At 43.0% G+C, this 18,005-nt stretch carries 15 protein-coding genes and 3 pseudogenes; 10 read left to right on the forward strand and 8 right to left on the reverse strand.

Annotation, left to right across the window (positions count from 1 at the left end):
* The first annotated feature begins 46 nt into the window (after window positions 1-46).
* On the forward strand, window positions 47-1,066 hold the full coding sequence (locus tag NST16_RS14425; protein ID WP_340887260.1) for a DUF3427 domain-containing protein: 1,020 nt from the start codon (window positions 47-49) through the stop codon (window positions 1,064-1,066).
* A 123-nt stretch (window positions 1,067-1,189) separates the two neighbouring features.
* On the opposite strand, the pseudogene NST16_RS20860 reads toward NST16_RS14425, so the two are convergent.
* Window positions 1,190-1,324: pseudogene (locus NST16_RS20860) on the reverse strand (hypothetical protein); the annotation flags it as partial.
* Between the two features lie 762 nt (window positions 1,325-2,086).
* Window positions 2,087-2,410, reverse strand: a pseudogene (locus tag NST16_RS14430) (nucleotide pyrophosphohydrolase).
* Between the two features lie 224 nt (window positions 2,411-2,634).
* On the opposite strand from NST16_RS14430, the gene NST16_RS20865 reads away from it, so the two are divergent.
* From NST16_RS20865 to NST16_RS14450, 5 genes are all read left to right on the forward strand, one after another.
* Window positions 2,635-2,892: a recombinase family protein gene (locus NST16_RS20865; RefSeq protein WP_445684611.1), complete on the forward strand. Its 258-nt coding sequence runs from the start codon at window positions 2,635-2,637 to the stop codon at window positions 2,890-2,892.
* Window positions 2,870-3,115, forward strand: coding sequence for a recombinase family protein (locus NST16_RS14435; RefSeq protein WP_340887261.1), 246 nt, complete (start codon window positions 2,870-2,872; stop codon window positions 3,113-3,115). The genes NST16_RS20865 and NST16_RS14435 overlap by 23 nt, the downstream gene beginning before the upstream one ends.
* 43 nt (window positions 3,116-3,158) lie before the next feature.
* Window positions 3,159-3,401 carry a recombinase family protein gene (locus NST16_RS14440; RefSeq protein WP_340887263.1) on the forward strand — a complete coding sequence of 81 codons (243 nt, stop codon included), beginning with the start codon at window positions 3,159-3,161 and terminating at the stop codon, window positions 3,399-3,401.
* Window positions 3,340-3,546: a recombinase zinc beta ribbon domain-containing protein gene (locus NST16_RS14445; RefSeq protein WP_340888373.1), complete on the forward strand. Its 207-nt coding sequence runs from the start codon at window positions 3,340-3,342 to the stop codon at window positions 3,544-3,546. Before NST16_RS14440 ends, NST16_RS14445 begins: the two co-directional genes overlap by 62 nt.
* A 183-nt stretch (window positions 3,547-3,729) precedes the next feature.
* Window positions 3,730-3,897, forward strand: a complete 168-nt coding sequence (locus NST16_RS14450) for a DUF4368 domain-containing protein (RefSeq protein ID WP_340887265.1) — start codon at window positions 3,730-3,732, stop codon at window positions 3,895-3,897.
* Between the two features lie 4 nt (window positions 3,898-3,901).
* Here the strand turns inward: NST16_RS14450 and rlmD are convergent, their stop codons facing one another.
* The 3 genes from rlmD to srfP all read right to left on the reverse strand — a co-directional run bounded on the left by rlmD (window position 3,902) and on the right by srfP (window position 9,558).
* On the reverse strand, window positions 3,902-5,284 hold the full coding sequence (gene rlmD / locus NST16_RS14455) for a 23S rRNA (uracil(1939)-C(5))-methyltransferase RlmD (RefSeq protein ID WP_340887266.1): 1,383 nt from the start codon (window positions 5,282-5,284) through the stop codon (window positions 3,902-3,904).
* A 57-nt stretch (window positions 5,285-5,341) separates the two neighbouring features.
* Window positions 5,342-6,253, reverse strand: a complete 912-nt coding sequence (locus tag NST16_RS14460) for a diacylglycerol kinase (protein ID WP_010333270.1) — start codon at window positions 6,251-6,253, stop codon at window positions 5,342-5,344.
* Window positions 6,254-6,405: 152 nt separating this feature from the next.
* On the reverse strand, window positions 6,406-9,558 hold the full coding sequence (srfP, locus tag NST16_RS14465) for a surfactin resistance protein SrfP (protein ID WP_340888374.1): 3,153 nt from the start codon (window positions 9,556-9,558) through the stop codon (window positions 6,406-6,408).
* Window positions 9,559-9,688: 130 nt separating this feature from the next.
* Between srfP and NST16_RS14470 the strand changes: the two are divergent.
* Window positions 9,689-10,553 (forward strand): annotated as a pseudogene (locus tag NST16_RS14470) (TetR/AcrR family transcriptional regulator); the annotation flags it as partial.
* A 30-nt stretch (window positions 10,554-10,583) separates the two neighbouring features.
* Here NST16_RS14470 and gatB read toward each other — a convergent pair.
* Genes gatB through gatC form a run of 3 tightly spaced genes read right to left on the reverse strand, consistent with a single transcriptional unit; the run spans window position 10,584 to window position 13,791 of the window.
* Window positions 10,584-12,014 carry an Asp-tRNA(Asn)/Glu-tRNA(Gln) amidotransferase subunit GatB gene (gene gatB, locus NST16_RS14475; RefSeq protein WP_340887268.1) on the reverse strand — a complete coding sequence of 477 codons (1,431 nt, stop codon included), beginning with the start codon at window positions 12,012-12,014 and terminating at the stop codon, window positions 10,584-10,586.
* A gap of 13 nt (window positions 12,015-12,027) precedes the next feature.
* A complete protein-coding gene (gatA, locus tag NST16_RS14480) occupies window positions 12,028-13,485 on the reverse strand; it encodes an Asp-tRNA(Asn)/Glu-tRNA(Gln) amidotransferase subunit GatA (RefSeq protein WP_340887269.1) in 1,458 nt (485 codons plus the stop codon).
* 15 nt (window positions 13,486-13,500) lie between these two features.
* Complete coding sequence (gene gatC, locus NST16_RS14485) at window positions 13,501-13,791, reverse strand: Asp-tRNA(Asn)/Glu-tRNA(Gln) amidotransferase subunit GatC (protein WP_003219442.1); 291 nt, start codon at window positions 13,789-13,791, stop codon at window positions 13,501-13,503.
* Between the two features lie 412 nt (window positions 13,792-14,203).
* Between gatC and opuE the strand changes: the two genes are divergently transcribed.
* From opuE to NST16_RS14500, 3 genes are all read left to right on the forward strand, one after another.
* Window positions 14,204-15,682: a proline transporter OpuE gene (gene opuE / locus NST16_RS14490; RefSeq protein ID WP_326201110.1), complete on the forward strand. Its 1,479-nt coding sequence runs from the start codon at window positions 14,204-14,206 to the stop codon at window positions 15,680-15,682.
* Window positions 15,683-15,787: 105 nt separating this feature from the next.
* Entirely contained in the window at window positions 15,788-16,486 is a 699-nt protein-coding gene (locus NST16_RS14495) for an MgtC/SapB family protein (protein WP_081720754.1), read from the forward strand.
* Window positions 16,487-16,595: 109 nt separating this feature from the next.
* Entirely contained in the window at window positions 16,596-17,975 is a 1,380-nt protein-coding gene (locus tag NST16_RS14500) for an alkaline phosphatase (protein ID WP_340887273.1), read from the forward strand.
* Window positions 17,976-18,005: the final 30 nt, after the last annotated feature.

The raw sequence follows: 18,005 nt of genomic DNA on the forward strand, positions 1-18,005 counted from the left end.
TGAAAACCTTTTATACTTAAATTAAAGGAAATTTAAGGAGGTAAAAATGGTTAAACCTTTACAATTATATAAAATTTATGACAGGAAAATGGTACATGACATTTTCGACCCCTTTTCTTCTTTTCATTATGGCACAGGGACATGGGGCGGCCAGGGAATAGTTAAAATTCCAAACCGAAATAAAGACTATGTTTTCTTTGTTACTTTTGGCAGAAAGCAGGGTGAGCATCAGTTTAAAGAGGAAATTACCGAGGAAGGAATTTTAACTTGGCAGTCGCAGCCGAGTCAAAGATTAAATGACCAAGATATTTTAAACTTTATTACCCACGATCATGTTACCAATAAAATTTATTTGTTTTTACGGACCCGGAGCTTGAACCCTAACACAAAAAAAGCTGAACCCTATACTTACCTGGGACAGCTTGCATATATAACGCATGATGATACAAAAGAACGGCCTGTTCATTTTACTTGGCAAATTCTTGATTGGCACATCAACGAAGAAACTTTACGTAGAATGGATGTAGCTATAACACCAACCGAGAATGACCGAATGTTAAATAGTAACAAATCCAATATCAATCTAGTACTGGCTGGTCCGCCATACAGCAAGAATGACCTTAATGTAAGTTCCACGAGTTTTCAAGCCAGGCATATTAACTTTTCTGTAAATGAAACAATAAAAAAATCCATTGGACTTTCAGGGGAATTATTAATTTTGGAAAATGAAAAGCAATTCCTAATAGAAAATGGTCGTAAGGATTTAGCCGAAAAAGTTCTGCATACTTCAGTAGTTGAAGGAGATGGCGTAGGTTTTGATATACAGTCTTACTTTTTAGATGGTAAGCCAAAATTTATTGAAGTTAAAACAACAGTTGGTGGTATAAACACACCTTTCATTGTAACCGCCAACGAGTTGGCATTTTCAAGGGCTAATTCTGACAGTTATGAATTACATCGAGTTTATAATTTCAAACCAATTTCTAAATCAGGGTATTATTACTTGCTTAAAGGGGATATTGCGATTAATAAAAACCTTATTCCACAACAATTTATGGCTTATTAAGCCATACCAGAAAGTCTCCTATTTTGGAGACTTTTTTCACAAGTAGCTATTATACATTAACTTGTCCACTTTACCGTTCTGATATTTAATAACCTTGCTTTTCCAATCATAGATCCCTTTAGCTTAATGAATAATGTGATGATGTGTTGGACAAAGGATCATAGTATTAGCGGGTGAGTTATTTTTTATAATGGAAAACTCTTCTATATGGTGTCCCTCAACAACTGAAATCCCATAAACCTCCAAACTTTCATTACCGCAGACTTGGCATTTGTAATTGACTTTGCCTTTAAATCATTAATTATATTTTTATTATATTTCTGATCTTCTTTAGCCCTTCTTTAACTTCAATAGATGCGGAACTATCTAGAGAATTGATTTAGGTAGAGAATTGAGCATCATCCATACTTTCGAAAAAATTCTCTATTTCTCTTTCGCCTTGCGTAAATAATGCAGCTGCAAATTGATCATTTGTATGTTTTAAGTTTTTATTGTTTAAGAAATTAATTGGACTCAATTGTACCAAGTTCATTAAGCACATTATTTAGTTTTTTATCTTCAATGTAGTAAAAGCCCTAAGGGAAAAAGGTGCTTTTATATCCAAAAAATAATGTAAGGTCCTGCATACCAACTTTTATTTTTTAAAATCTATTATAAAAAAGATATTCCCATGTCTCCCCGCTTTTATTGGTACCCCAAGCTTCTTTTGCAATTAAATCATTATGTATCTTGCTAAAGACTTGACCAAAATAATAATAATTCTTATTATGGTAACTTAATATATAGTCACCAGGTTTTAATCTTTCCCATGTGGAAATATTCCTTTCTTCAGGTGTTGCTCCTCACATTCTAATCTCATCTACCGCTCCATTACTTAAAAGCATTTGAAGCTCAGGTTTCTTTAGTAAAGAATGATGCTTTCCAATGTAAAAAGAATTTTTAATTGTATCTTCTAAGTGTCTTTGAGCTCCTGGATCCGCTGGCTGTAAAGTATAATAAACCTATAGCATTTATCCCTCCCTAAAGTTCTGAATACTTTTTATTGGAACCATATGATTTCCCGATGGGATATTTAACTTCGTTCTTCTTTAATTTATCTAGTATTATTTCCTCTACATTCAACTGATCAGCTATAAGGATGCTATATATTAAAACATCTGCTAATTCTTCTTTTATAATTTCTTTATATAGCCTTAGACCCTCCTCACTGGTTTTTCATTGAAAATTCTCTAATAGCTCACCTGCTTCTATGTTCAAAGAAATAACTAAGTCTTTAATATTATGAAACTGCCCCCAGTTGCGGGCTTCTCTAAAGTCCAGTATCTTTTCTATAACCTTATCCATCGCTTTCCACTTCCTTCAATTCGCACTTGATAATCATATCGGTATATACGAGTTTCAACTAACAATGTAGGTTCAGAAAAACCAAAAGCTAATGATTTTAAACTACATTTGAAAATAATTTTGACCTATATGATTTTTATACAGATATTCACACTGGGACTACAGATAATCGCGAGGGTTTAGAACAAGCTTATCAAAGACGCCGAGAGTAAGCAGTTTAATTTATTGTTGCAAAGGAATTAAGCAGATTAGGTCGTAATGTAGAACTACTTTATCAATTAAAGCGTGTTGCAGAGACAAAAGGAGTTCGCTTAATTACTTTGACGGGAAAGTTGATACACAGGACTTTTCAAAACAAGCTATGTACGGTCTTTATGCTTGGATTTATTGAGAGTCAAAGTCAGAGAATAAGTGATCGTATTAAATCTTATCAAATGAAATCCCAAAAGTGGGAAATTCATGGGGAGTATCCCTCCTTATGATTATAACCTGCATGAGGGAAATCTACTAATTAGAGATAATTACACAGTAGAAGTTGTAAGGTGTATTTTTAAAAAGTATCTAGAAGGTTGGGGACATGAGAAAATAGCAAGGTATCTCACCAATAAAGATATTCCTACACCTTCACAAGTTATTAATAAGGCTATATTGGCAAGGTTCTACAGTAAAGAAAATTTTAGAACCCCCACTATGTTAGAGCCTTGAACAAGGTAGAGAGACAACTACAAACGTAACAAACAAGGTGCGTATGATAAACGAACAAATAGATTGGATCATTATTCCGGACACTCATGAAGCTATTATTTCAAGAGATTTATTTGTGCAAGTGCAAGGCTTACTTAAACAAAAGGCTAAAAGAGGTAGAGGTGGGCTAGAGATAAAATCACCTTTTCACCAATATTGCATATTGTTCAGAGTGTGGAAATGGAATATGGTATCGATCGAACCGAAAAGGATATATATGTGGAACTTACGCAAAGCATGGAAATAAAGCTTGTTCTAACCATGCTATTAAAGAGCAATTACTGGTTGACATTATTCTTGATGATCTCAAAAAAATGGCGAACAAATTAGATCAATCCGATCTAGAAAGCAGTATTGAAAAAAAGGTGAAAGCTTCTGCTAAAAATAAATGAGTCACGGCTGGAAGCAATTGATAAACGAATTAACAGACAGATGGATATAAAGAGAAACGCTTACAAAAGTTTATTAGTGAAGACATCTCCAAACAAGACTATAATGATTTTTAGGTATTGTCCAAGATCAGCTTCAACAATTAAAATTAGATCGATCAGAAATAGAAAAAGAGATGGCAGAAAATGATACTAAAAGTAAAATTTTCTACCATCATAAGACAACTTAAGAGCTTTTTAAACTTCTATACCTTAACATCAGAAATTTTACCAAGTTTCGTTGATAAAATTGAAGTAACGAATAAACAGGATGTTAAAATTTTTTACAAGTTTTCACAGGTTGAGGTCCTATAACCACTCAATCATTTTTTAAAACTAACTGTGAAATGCACTCCACATGATTCGTATGCGGAAACATATCCACAGGCTGCACTTCGAGCGTCTGATACCCGCCATCCACAAGCACCCGCAAATCTCTCGCCAGCGTGCCAGGGTTACACGACACATACACCACCCGCTTCGGTTTCATCTCCACAATTGTCCGCAGGAGGGCTTCGTCGCAGCCTTTTCTTGGCGGGTCGACGACTAGCGTATCGGCCGTGATGCCTTCTTCATACCATTTTGGAATCACGGTTTCCGCTTCTCCAACCGCGAACTCAGCGTTGGTGGTGCCGTTCAGCTCAGCATTGCGTTTCGCATCTTCAATTGCTTCCGGCACAATCTCTACTCCGAACACTTTTTTCGCCTGCTTTGCCAGGAAGAGAGAAATCGTTCCGATGCCGCAGTAGGCGTCGATGACAGTTTCTTCTCCTTTCAGCTCCGCGTACTCAAGTGCTTTGTCGTACAGCACTTTTGTTTGCTCTGGGTTGACCTGATAGAACGATCTGGCGGAGATGGCGAATTTGACGTCTCCGATGAGGTCGTAGATGTATTCTTCGCCCCAGATGACGTTTGTTTCGTTGCCGAAGATCACGTTTGTTTTGTTTGGGTTGATGTTTTGCACGATTGATTTGACGTGCGGAAATTGCGCTGTGATGTCTTCGATAATCTTCGCTTTGTGCGGGAAGTCGTTTGTTCTTGTGATGAAGACGATCATCATTTCACCTGTGACGACGCCGTATCTGACCATGATGTGGCGGAGCCAGCCTTTGTGGCGTTCTTCGTTGTAGGCTTTGACACCGTATGCGGCACAAATGTCTTTGACGGCTTGGACAGCTTCGTCGTTTTTAGATTGCTGGATCAGGCAGGCGCTCATGTCGATGATGTCATGGCTTCTTTGCTGATAGAATCCGGCGACGAGTCCGCCTTCCCGTTCTCCTACCGGCACCTGTGCTTTGTTTCTGTAGTTCCATGGGTCTTGCATGCCGAGTGTCGGGTGCACGGTGACGTTGGACAGGTCCAGCTTGCCGATCCGTTCTAAGACGTCTTTGACTTGTTTTTGTTTAAACAAGAGCTGGCCTTCGTAGGTCATGTGCTGAAGCTGGCAGCCTCCGCATTGCTTGTAAATTGGGCATGGAGCGTCCGTTCTATGCGGGCTTTCTTCCTTCAACTCGATCAGGCGGCCGAAGGCAAAGCCTTTTTTGACACGTGTCACTTTGATTTGGGCTTTTTCCTCAGGCAGGGCGTTCGGCACGAAGATCGGGAAGCCCTGCACCTTCGCAACGCCCGCTCCTTCGTGAGTCAAATCCTCAAATGTCACGTCGTAGTATTCATTTTTTTCTACTGGGGGTTTCATTTTCATGTATGTTCACCTCTTGTTTTAAGCGAAAGAAAAACTTGGCCTATTAAAGCCAAGTTTTTAGTCATCCAGCTGTTCCGCTTTCTCCTTCGGCATGACAACGTGAATGTGTCGATACAGATTCACGAATTCGCCCGGCAGCATGCCGCCGTACTCACCGTCCAGGTTCAGCTGCATCTTTTCTGATACATTGACTTTCACGCGGTTCGCTTTTGTATAAATAATGTGCTGGTCGTTGATGTGTTCGCCGCGGAGCGCCATCGATGCGACTCTGATAAATTCAGCAAGGTTTGCTTTCTTTAATATCATCAAATCAAACATGCCGTCATTCAGGCTGGAATCCGGGGCGAGTTTTTCGAACCCGCCGACGGAATTTGTCAGCGTGACCAAAAACAGCATGATTTCACCTTGAAACAGCTTGCCGTCATATTCAATCTCGACTTCTGTCGGACGAAGTGAAGGCAGCATTTCCATACCCTTTAAATAATAAGCAAGCTGGCCGAGCATGGTTTTGAGTTTGCTTGGGACGTCGTACGTCAGCTCCGTCAGGCGGCCTCCGCCGGCGATATTGATAAAATACTGGCCGTTGACCTGTCCGATGTCAATCGGGCGGGCAACACCGTTAATCACCGTATCCGCCGCTTTTAAAATATCCTCTCGCGGAATGCCGAGCGCTCTGGCGAAGTCATTTGTTGTGCCGACAGGAATCACGCCGAGTGTCGGACGATTGTCTAATGGGGCAAGCCCGTTGACGACCTCGTTGATCGTTCCGTCTCCACCTGCCGCAATGATCAGGTCAAACTCACGCAATGCCGCTTCCTTGGCAGCGTGCGTTGCGTCTCCCGCGCATGTTGTGGCATGGGTGGAGGTTTCATAGCCGGCTTGTTCAAATTTTTGCAGGACCTGGGCAAGATGCTTTTTAAAGACCTCCCGTCCCGAAGTCGGATTGTATATTATGCGTGCACGTTTCATTATCTCATCATCCTACTTAAGAGTATCCGATCCATTTTTACACTAACAACCTTTAATTATACTATGAGTTAAAAAAATCGCAACAAAATGTACATAATCTTACAGAAGGAAACACAGAAAAGCCCCAGCATAGCTGAGGCTTTTTGTCATTTTTACTCTTCTTCTGTTCCCGGTTTTTTCTTGCGGAACTTCGCCAATACTTCGTATACGATTGGCACGATTAAGAGCGTCAGAAGCGTCGAACTGATTAAACCGCCGATAACCGTTACGCCGAGTCCTTTTGAAATGACCTGGCTTCCGCCTTCGAAGCCGAGAGCTAATGGAATCAAGGCGCCGATTGTCGCGATGGCTGTCATCAGGATCGGACGGAGTCGTGTGGAGCCGGCTTCTAAGAGCGCTTCTCTTGTAGACAGTCCTTCCGCTTCCTTATGAATCACGCGGTCAATTAAGACAATGGCGTTTGTAACAACGATACCGATCAGCATCAGCATACCGATCATCGCGTTCAGACTGATTGTCTCACCTGATACGTAAAGTCCGACCAGGGCACCGATGATTGTAAACGGCAGTGAGAACAGAATCGCAAATGGTGCTAATGCTCCGCCGAATGTAATCACAAGCACGAGGTAGACGATCGCAATCGCCGCAAGCATCGCTAATCCAAGCTTCGTAAAGGAATCCGCGATATCTGCGGAAACACCGCCTGTATCGATTGTTACGTTGTCAGGCATGTCAAGCTTATCAATTTTCTTCTGGACATCAACGGATACAGCTGTGACGTTGTCTGATGTAACCTCACCTGTGACATCAGCATACACTTTTCCGTCACGTTTAGACACCGTATCAGATGTTGTGCCTTCTTTTACTTTTGCCACATCACCGATTTTGACTTCTTTCCCGGTCGCTGATGTGATCTTTTTGTTCTCTAAATCTTTAACACTCTTATACTCGTCTTTTTCGGTTTTAATGTTCACGTCAAGCTCTTTGCCGTCTTTTTTCACGGTTGTGAGCGGGTCCTGTGCTGTCTCTGACATTAGGGCCTTAGTAATTTGAGAAGCAGTTAAACCGAGTTTGCTCAGCTTTTCTTGGTCAGCCACAAATGTGTACTCATCATATGTGCTGGAAAGGCCTGAGTTTACGTTCTTCAGATCCTTTTCATCCTTCATGACCTTCTCAATGTCTTTGACAGTGTCTTTAATGTCATTTTCTGAATCGCCATACACATAGTATGTCAATTCATTGTTATTGCCTGAAGAGCTGAAGTCCTGTGACTTCCATTCTCCGCGGTCAGACTGCTTTTTGATTTCTTTCAGCACGTTGTCTTTTTCTTTATCAAAGTTCGGCGTGTCGCTGTCATATTTGATATAGAACAATGCGCTGTTTGAATCTCCTCCGGCAAGCGGGCTGCCAGAGCCTAATGAATACTGAACCGTATCGACATGCTTGCGGTCAAGCAGGATTTTTTCTGCTTTTTCAGCTTCATCTTCCGCTTCTTTTTTCGTTTCACCCGGTTCAGGGCTGTATGTGATCTGCATCGTTTTTTCTTCCTCTGACGGAAGGTAGCTGGCACCGATTAACGGTACAAGGAACAAGCTTCCGAGCAGCATCAGAACGGCGATGATAGACGTGATCCATTTGTGGCTCAGCGCCCAGTTCAATACTTTTTTATAGATGTTTGCGAGTCTGCCAGGTTTGTGTTCTTTCGCTTTTACAGGCGCTCCCGTTAATGATTTTTTGAACAGGCTGTGTGCGAGCATTGGCACGAGCGTGATCGAAATCAACAGGGATGCGGCAAGCGCGAATACAATCGTTAAGGCGAAAGGAATAAACAATTCACCAATTTGTCCGCCTACCAGTGCGAGCGGCAGGAATACCGCGATCGTCACAATAGTGGATGACAGGATCGGTTTAAACATTTCCTTCGTTGCTTCACGGACCAAGGCTTTTCCGCGCAGCGGTTCATCTTTCAGTCTCATGCGGCGGTAAATGTTTTCGATCACAACAATGGAGTCATCAACAACCCGTCCGATGGCAACGGTCATTGCACCGAGCGTCATGATATTCAGTGTGATATCAAGCTGTTGCAGCACGAAGAGTGCGATCAGCAATGATAATGGAATAGAAATAATTGAAATTAATGTTGATTTGATATCTCTTAAGAATAAGAGAATAATCACAATCGCAAAAATAGCACCGAAGATGGCTTTGCTTAACATTGTTTCAACTGACTGTGTGATCGGCTCTGCCATGTCGAGTGTTGCGCTGTAGTTGAAGCCTTTATGGTCTTCTTTGAACTGCTTCAGTTCATCTTTGACATTGTCGGCAACCTCTACCGTGTTGGCATCGTTTGCTTTAATGATGTTGATGCCGATGCTGTCTTTTCCATTTGTGCGGGAAATTGATTCAGCTTTTTTGACATCTTTAATCGTTGCAATGTCAGATAGCTTGACCGTCGGCACGTCTGTGCTTACGCTTTGCTGCGCCTGTGCTGCTGCTTGCGGGCTTTGAGCCGCTTGTGCACTTTGTGCTGCTGCTGCGGCGTTGCTGCCTGCACTAGAAGCAGATGCCGTTGGAATTCTCATATTCTTCAAATCTTTAATGGTTTCAATATCGCCGCTGACGACGACAGATTTTTCTTTATTTCCGAATGTGTACAATCCAAGCGGCGTTGTCACATCTGACCCCTGAATCACTTGCTTAACTGTATCTTCATCAAGGCCGTATTCTTTCAGTTTGTCTTCTTTGAAAGAGAATTCAACCTCTTCCACCTGCTGGCCTGATACTTGGACTGAAGCAACGCCTTCTATTCCTTCAAGCTTAGAAACGAGGCTGTCCTCCACTTGTTTTGTCAGCTTTTGCAGATTATCTGAATCACTGGACACGCTCAGCGTCAGAATTGGGAAGGAGTTCAAACTGTAGCGTGAAATGTCCGGGTCTTTCGCGTCATCAGGCAGGCTGACGTTTTCTAATGCTTCAGCCGCTTCTGTTTTCGCTTTGTCCATATCTTTCTCATAATCATATTCAATCATAACCGACGATGCATTTTCATAGGACGTCGACGTAACAACGCTCACGCCGTCCAAATTCTGCACCGCTTGTTCAACCGGTTTCGTTACTTCATCAGCGACTTGGCTAGGCGTCGCTCCCGGATATGTCGTGCTGATTGTCAGGTAGGGCATGTTTACATCAGGAATGGATTCTTGCTTCATATTCATACCCGCGTACAAGCCGGCTGCCGTTACAATAATCGTCATCAGCCATACGGCGAATTTGTTTTTCAGAACGAAATTAATAACGTGATTCATCATATCCTCCATTGTGTTTTTATTGACTGACTGGTCATTCTATATAATACTAAACGGTATAACGCAACATCGTCAACTCATATACCAGAAAATTTTTCTAAATTTTTCAAGGATTAAGGGGAAGCACATCATGAATGAGAAAAAAGAGAGAATCATAAAAACAAGCATTCGTTTATTTGCGAAAAAAGGATACGCTTCGACGACCATCCAGGAAATCGCCAGCGAATGCGGCATCTCAAAAGGCGCTTTTTATCTGCATTTCAAATCAAAAGAAGCGCTGCTATTGTCTGCCTGTGAATATTACATTGGCATGTCTATGAAAAAAATGAAACAAATAGAAGAGAATCTCGCCGGACAGCCGCCTAAGGATGTGCTGAAAAAACAAATCAGCGCTCAGTTTGAGGATTTTCGCGATCATAAGGATTTTATTGTTCTGTTGCTTACTGAAAATATCATCCCGGAAAACCAGGAAGTGAAGCAATACTTTTACAAAGTCACAGCCGAGACAGATAAACTGTATCGGAACGCTTTGCTTGCGACTTATGGCAAGGAAACTGAGAATTACCTCTCAGACCTCTCCATCATGGCAAGAGGCATTGTGCACTCCTATATGAATGTGATGGTGTTTAATGAAGAAATCAAAATTGATGCAGACAACATATCTGAATTTATCATGGAAAGACTGGATGATCTTGTACAGGGGCTAAGCCGTTCCAGCCTGAATCCGCTCATGCCAAAAGATATTTACAGCCTAATGCCCGCGAATAAAGGTCAGATCCTTCAGGACATTCAAAAAGTGAAAGAAAACAGCGCATTGCCTGAGGACATCATCGTTTCGCTCGATGTGATCGAGGAGGAGCTGTCGCAGGAAAAGCCACGCAAGCCGATTATCAAAGGCCTGCTGTCAAATTTGACCGGAAGTGATTTCGAAGAAGTTGAAAAGCTTCGCGCTTTGATCTCTATCTTTATTTCTATTTGATCATAAAAAAGCAGCTCCCTCTGCAATGAGGAGAGCTGCTTTTTCATTAGCGTTTTTTAATTTCTTCAAGCAGGATTTTGTTAGCCATCGGCGGGTTGGCTTGTCCTTTGGACGCTTTCATAATTTGTCCGACAAGGAAGCCGATCGCGCGGTCTTTCCCGTTTTTAAAGTCTTCAATTGACTGAGGATTATTGTCAAGCGCCTCTGTGACAAGCTTCAGAAGCACACCTTCGTCAGAAATCTGCACAAGGCCTTTTTCTTTCACAATCTTCTCAGCGTCGCCGCCTTTTTCAATTAATTCCTTGAACACTTTCTTCGCGATTTTAGAAGAAATCGTTCCTTTTTCAATCAATTGAATCATGCCGGCAAGGCCTTCCGGTGTCAGCGCCACATCAGAAAGCTCTTTTTGCTCAGCGTTCAGATAAGCTGACACCTCACCCATGAGCCAGTTTGATGCTTGTTTTGCTTCAGCACCTTTTTGAACTGTTTCTTCGAAGAAGTCTGCCATTTCTTTTGTCAGTGTCAGAACCATCGCATCATATGCAGGCAAGCCAAGCTCATCGATATAACGCTTGCGGCGTTCATCCGGAAGCTCAGGAATGCTTGCTTTTACGCGCTGCTTCCATTCATCGTCAATGTAAAGCTCGACAAGGTCAGGCTCAGGGAAATAACGATAATCGTCAGAACCCTCTTTGACACGCATAAGAATGGTTTTCTTCGTTGCTTCATCGTAACGGCGAGTTTCCTGCTGGATGACGCCGCCGGAGAGAAGAACCTGCTCCTGGCGTTTTTCTTCATGCTCAAGGCCTTTTTGAACAAACGCAAAGGAGTTCAAGTTTTTCAATTCTGTTTTTGTGCCGAATTCCTCTTGGCCGATCGGACGAAGAGAGATATTGGCGTCACACCGAAGTGAGCCTTCTTCCATTTTACAATCAGAAACGCCTGTATATTGGATGATGGACTTCAGCTTTTCAAGATACGCGTACGCTTCTTCCGGCGTGCGGATATCCGGCTCTGATACGATCTCAACAAGCGGCGTTCCTTGGCGGTTGAAGTCAACAAGAGAATAGCCGTCGCCTGTATGCGTCAGTTTTCCTGCATCTTCTTCAAGGTGAAGACGTGTGATGCCGATGCGTTTTGTTTTTCCGCCGACTTCAATTTCGATCCAGCCGTTTTCGCCGATTGGCTTATCAAATTGAGAAATCTGATACGCTTTCGGGTTGTCCGGATAGAAATAGTTTTTGCGGTCAAACTTCGTATCCGTTGCGATCTCACAGTTGAGCGCCATAGCTGCTTTCATTGCGAATTCCACGGCTTCTTTGTTTAGTACAGGCAGGACACCCGGATATCCGAGGTCGATGACGCTTGTCTGTGTATTCGCCTCCGCGCCGAATGGCGTCGGAGAGCTTGAGAAAATTTTTGAATTCGTTTTTAATTCAACGTGGACTTCAAGTCCGATTACCGTTTCAAAGTTCAATTCATTTCACCCCTTACAATTCAGGTTTTGCTTTATGATGGTCTGTCGCTTGTTCAAATGCATGAGCGACGCGGTATACAGTGCTTTCGTCAAAGTGTTTTCCGATGATTTGCAGGCCGAGCGGAAGTCCGTCTGCAAATCCGCATGGCACGCTGATTCCCGGAACGCCGGCAAGGTTGACCGGAATTGTTAGGATATCGTTAGCGTACATTGTGAGCGGGTCTTTCGTGTTTTCACCGATTTTAAATGCAGGTGTCGGTGTAGTTGGTCCAACAATGACATCATATTTCTCAAATACGTCTTCGAAGTCTTTCTTAATTAAAGTACGCACTTTTTGCGCCTTTTTATAGTACGCGTCATAGTAGCCTGAGCTTAAAGCGAATGTTCCAAGCATGATGCGGCGTTTCACTTCATTTCCGAAGCCTTCAGCGCGCGTTTGCTTGTATAGGTCGATCAGGTTTTCCGCGTTGTCTGTGCGGTATCCGTAGCGGATGCCGTCAAAGCGTGCGAGGTTGGCAGACGCTTCAGAAGATGACAGCAGGTAATACGTCGCAAGCGCGTATTTACTGTGCGGAAGAGATACTTCTTCCCATGTAGCGCCAAGACCTTCTAGAACGTTGAGCGCTGCAAGAACAGATTCTCTCGCTTCTTTGCCGACGCCTTCGCCAAGATATTCTTTTGGAACAGCGATTTTCAATCCTTTGATATCACCAGTTAATGAAGAAAGAAAATCTGAAACGTCTACATTTGCGCTTGTAGAGTCCATTTTATCAACACCTGAAATGGCCTGCAGCAAGAATGCATTGTCCTCAACCGTACGTGTAATCGGCCCGATTTGGTCTAATGAAGACGCAAATGCGACCAATCCATAACGGGATACGCGTCCGTATGTAGGCTTTAATCCGACAACGCCGCAGAAAGAGGCCGGCTGACGGATGGAACCGCCTGTGTCAGATCCAAGAGAGAACGGAACTTCTCCCGCAGCAACCGCAGCCGCAGATCCGCCGCTTGAACCGCCGGGAACCGTATCTAAGTTCCAAGGGTTTTTCGTCAGCTTGTAAGCTGAGTTTTCTGTTGATGATCCCATGGCGAACTCGTCCATGTTCAGTTTTCCGATTGTGACCGCTTCAGCGTCTTGAAGGCGCTGAACGACAGTAGCATCGTAAATCGGATCGAAGTTTTCGAGAATTTTGCTGGAGCAAGTTGTGCGCAGCCCTTTTGTTACGATATTATCTTTTACGCCGATCGGCATCCCAAAGAGAAGACCATGCTCAGAACGGCTGTCAACCGCCTCATCGAGCTCCTTTGCGTATGCGCGCGCTTTTTCTTCATCTAATGCCAAAAAGGCTTGTACCTTATCATCAACCGCTTGAATGCGTTTATAAGATTCATCGACCAGGTCAGAAATCTTAATCTCTTTTTTATGTATGAGCTGTTTTAATTCTGTGATTTTGTGATCAAATAATGACATTCTTGTGTCCCTCCTTTAGTCCAGAATTGATGGCACACGAATATAGCCGTCTTTGTGGTCAGGCGCATTTTTCATGACATCCTCAACCGGAAGACCTTTACCCGCTTCATCTTCTCTCATGACATTTTTCATTTTCAGCACGTGAGTTGTAGGCTCCACATTGTCTGTGTTGACCTCGTTCAGCTCCTCGGCAAATGAAATGATGCTGTCAAGCTGTTCAGTGAACATTTTTGCTTCTTCTTCCGTAATCGCAAGTCTCGCAAGATGCGCAACGTGCTTTACTTCTTCTATTGAAATTCGTGACATATGATCCACCTCCACATATTTCTCCGTTAAGTCATATAATACTGATCATATCAAAAACAAGCCCTTTAAAGCAACAAAACGCCTTGGGGCGGGCCTGTGTTTTCGAGACAATACCCTATATATTTTATACTAAAAAGAGCCGGAGGAGAAACGAAATATTTTTCTGAAAATTTTTACTTTAATTATTTTTGAAAGCGTTTTAATCTCTATTCCCTTCTTGGTTTGCCCCGATATTTCCCGCTGGGCGGCCATGTTTCATCACTTGAATGGGTGGGAATACTTTGTTAGGTTAAGTTACCAAGTGCACCTGCAAAAGAATGTCTTTTGTGCCGCACTTGCGCCAGGCTGCTTAACTGGCACCATCAATTTGAGAGGTGATGCAAAATTATTAGAAATGAAGAGAGGGTAAAACGTGAGTATTGAAATTATTATTTCTTTAGCAATTTACTTTATTGCCATGCTGTTAATCGGCTGGTATGCATTTAAGAAAACCACTGATATTAACGATTACATGCTTGGAGGAAGAGGTCTCGGGCCGTTTGTTACTGCTTTGTCTGCCGGAGCGGCGGATATGAGCGGATGGATGCTGATGGGTGTTCCCGGCGCGATGTTCGCGACAGGGCTGTCAACCTTATGGCTTGCTTTAGGTCTTACCATCGGGGCGTACTCAAACTACTTGCTGCTGGCTCCAAGGCTGCGTGCTTATACGGAAGCAGCGGATGACGCGATTACGATTCCTGATTTCTTTGATAAACGGTTCCAGCATTCTTCATCACTGCTGAAAATCGTATCAGCTTTGGTCATTATGATCTTTTTCACATTGTATACCTCTTCCGGTATGGTATCTGGAGGACGGCTGTTTGAATCTGCTTTTGGCGCGGATTACAAACTGGGCTTGTTTCTGACTACCGCGGTTGTCGTGTTATATACACTATTTGGCGGTTTCCTTGCTGTCAGTCTGACTGACTTCGTGCAGGGTGCGATCATGTTTGCAGCACTAGTGCTTGTGCCGATCGTTGCTTTTACCCATGTGGGCGGCGTTGCTCCGACTTTCCATGAAATCAGCGCTGTTAACCCAAATCTGTTGGATATCTTTAAAGGCGCGAGCGTCATTAGCATTATTTCCTATTTAGCCTGGGGCTTGGGTTACTACGGCCAGCCTCATATTATCGTCCGATTTATGGCGATTAAAAACATTAAAGATTTAAAGCCTGCACGCCGAATCGGCATGAGCTGGATGGTTATTTCAGTGCTCGGTTCCGTGCTGACCGGTTTAATCGGTGTTGCTTATGCCCATAAATTCGGTGTTGCTGTAAAGGATCCGGAGATGATATTCATTATCTTCTCTAAAATCTTGTTCCACCCTTTAATCACTGGTTTCTTGTTGTCAGCTATTTTGGCTGCCATCATGAGTTCCATCTCCTCACAGCTCTTGGTAACAGCAAGTGCTGTAACAGAGGATTTATACCGGACGTTTTTCAGACGAAAAGCTTCCGATAAAGAATTGGTCATGATCGGACGTCTGTCCGTCTTAGTGATAGCTGTTATTGCGGTTCTCTTATCATTGAATCCGAGCAGCACCATTCTTGATTTGGTCGGATACGCGTGGGCCGGCTTCGGTTCAGCTTTCGGGCCTGCGATTCTGCTCAGCCTGTATTGGAAGCGGATGAACGAATGGGGCGCTCTTGCTGCGATGATTGTCGGGGCTGCGACCGTGTTGATCTGGATTACAACCGGCCTGGCAAAATCAACCGGCGTATACGAAATCATCCCTGGGTTTATCCTCAGTATGATTGCCGGCATCACCGTCAGCATGATCACAAAGCGGCCTGCAAAAGCCTCTTACCGATTATTCGGTGTTATGGAAAAACTGTTAAAGCGCAAAAAATAATCAAAAAGCCATCAAGCGCTGCTTGGTGGCTTTTGTGCCCTTGTTTTGCGATAAATACTGTGAGAAAATCATATTTATTTAAAAACACCATAGATAAGGGGGAAGTTGCTGTTGAGCTGGTATATTGATCCTGATATTTTATTAAAATTGGGCATTGCCACTTTAATTGGCATGGTCATCGGGCTGGAGCGCGAGCTGAAGAATAAGCCGCTCGGGTTAAAAACCTGTATTGTTATCGCCGTCAGCTCATGCATGCTGACGATCGTCAGCATTAACGCGGCATATCATTTCCCTAAATACTACCGCATCATGATGGATCCGCTGCGTTTGCCGGCGCAAATCATCTCCGGTGTCGGGTTTATCGGAGCGGGTGTTATTTTGCGAAAGAGCAACGATGTCATTTCCGGCTTAACCACATCGGCTATGATTTGGGGGGCGGCCGGGCTCGGACTTGCAACCGGAGCGGGATTTTATAAAGAAGCCTTTGCTAGCCTTCTGTTCATCCTGATCAGCGTTGAATTTCTGCCGTGGGCAGTCAGAAAAATCGGTCCAGACCGTCTGCAGGAAAAAGACATCCGCATCAGAATGTCACTTTCCGATAAAAACAAAATGACAGAGATTTTAAAAGAAATGAAAAGAAGAAACATTAAGACACACTCCGTCCGAATCGATGACCTTCATGAAAAAGAATTTCCGATTATGGAAGTCAAGGTCCGTGTCCATAAAAACAGATACACGACCGATGTCTACTATGATATAAAAGACATTGAAGGTGTAGTCGGCGTAAAGTGCGATACATTATAAAAGCCAATGGGGCATTATGTCCCATTGGCTTTTTGTGTGGAAAAAAACGTTGAAGTCTCTATTATATTCAAATAAAATACATATTAGTAAAATAATATAATAAAAGGAGATGTTTCTTATTTCAACCCGGTTCACAGTAACTGTCACCCTCATTTTAACTGCTTTCTTATGTATTTTTGCTGTAACAGCATTCACCTCCCCTTCTACTTCTCAATCATCTAAGAGCAGCCAGAGCAAGAGTCCCAAAAATATTATCTTTATCGTCGGAGACGGAATGGGTATGCCTATGATTAACAGCTATAGAACATTAAAAAGCGAAAAGCTGAACACTCCCGTACAGACAGCATGGGATTCTTATTTAACTGGAATGCAGATGACACACCCAAATGATCCTAGAGACAACATCACTGATTCATCTGCTGCTGCAACCGCGATGGCCACCGGAACGAAAACATATAATGACGCCATTGCTGTAGACAACAAACATCAGCAGCTCAAGAGCGTAACAGAAGCTGCCAAAGAGAAAAAGATGTCCGTCGGCTTCGTCGTGACTTCGGACTTAACCGACGCCACTCCCGCTGCTTTTGGCGTACATAACGTCTCACGGAAAAATTACACTGAAATCGCCGATCAATTCTATGATGATCGCGTTAACGGCTCCCATAAAGCTGATATTTTACTGGGCGGCGGAGCAAAATATTTCATCCGTAAGGATCGAAACCTTGCTGAGGAATTCCAAAAAGACGGCTATCATTATGTGACAACAAAGCAAGACCTGAAAAATAATCAGCACGGTAAGCTGCTTGGGCTGTTTGGAGAGATTGAATTGGATAAAGCGATTGACAGAGAGAACAGTACACCTTCTCTAAAAGACATGACAGAAGCCGCACTCAGACAGTTACAAAAGAACAAAAACGGTTTTTTTATGCTTCTGGAAGGAAGCAATATTGACAATGCAGCCCATGAAAATGATGTTGTAGGCGCTTTGAGCGAAATGGAAGACTTCGAGAAGGCCGTTCAATCGGCGCTTGATTTCGCAAAAAGAGATAAAGAAACATTGGTTATCATCACCGCTGATCACTCTACAGGCGGGTTCTCCTACGGCGCTGAAGGCATGACGCGCGAGACCGGCTATAAATGGAACCCTGCTTCGATCATCGCCGCAAAAAAAACGCCGGGCTATATGGCGGAAAAGATCGCTGAAGGGCAAGATGCCGAAAAGGTACTGAGCACTTATATTGATTTGGAACTGACGGAAAGTGAGATAAATCATGTGAAAAACGCAGCCTCACAATCGGATACAGCAGCTGTTCAAAAAAGTATTCAATTGATTTTTGATAAACGGTCTTTTTCAGGCTGGACGACATTAGCCCACACCGGTGAAGACGTACCAGTTTATGCTTATGGGCCGGGAAAGGAAAAATGGAAGGGACTCATCGACAATACGCAGCAGGCAAAAAACATTTTTGCTATTTTAGAACAAAAATAAAAAACTCCGGCGCACAGCCGGAGTTTTTTT

It is taken from the genome of Bacillus sp. FSL K6-1005 (assembly GCF_038000225.1).
Lineage (GTDB): Bacteria > Bacillota > Bacilli > Bacillales > Bacillaceae > Bacillus > Bacillus mojavensis.

Bases quoted from the DNA above. Each gene is read 5' to 3' on its own strand.
- NST16_RS14425 (WP_340887260.1), top strand. From the start codon at position 47: ATGGTTAAACCTTTACAATTATATAAAATTTATGACAGGAAAATGGTA.
- NST16_RS14435 (WP_340887261.1), top strand. From the start codon at position 2,870: ATGGGGAGTATCCCTCCTTATGATTATAACCTGCATGAGGGAAATCTA.
- NST16_RS14440 (WP_340887263.1), top strand. From the start codon at position 3,159: ATGATAAACGAACAAATAGATTGGATCATTATTCCGGACACTCATGAA.
- NST16_RS14450 (WP_340887265.1), top strand. From the start codon at position 3,730: ATGATACTAAAAGTAAAATTTTCTACCATCATAAGACAACTTAAGAGC.
- rlmD (WP_340887266.1), bottom strand. From the start codon at position 5,284: ATGAAAATGAAACCCCCAGTAGAAAAAAATGAATACTACGACGTGACA.
- NST16_RS14460 (WP_010333270.1), bottom strand. From the start codon at position 6,253: ATGAAACGTGCACGCATAATATACAATCCGACTTCGGGACGGGAGGTC.
- srfP (WP_340888374.1), bottom strand. From the start codon at position 9,558: ATGAATCACGTTATTAATTTCGTTCTGAAAAACAAATTCGCCGTATGG.
- gatA (WP_340887269.1), bottom strand. From the start codon at position 13,485: ATGTCATTATTTGATCACAAAATCACAGAATTAAAACAGCTCATACAT.
- gatC (WP_003219442.1), bottom strand. From the start codon at position 13,791: ATGTCACGAATTTCAATAGAAGAAGTAAAGCACGTTGCGCATCTTGCG.
- NST16_RS14500 (WP_340887273.1), top strand. From the start codon at position 16,596: ATGTTTCTTATTTCAACCCGGTTCACAGTAACTGTCACCCTCATTTTA.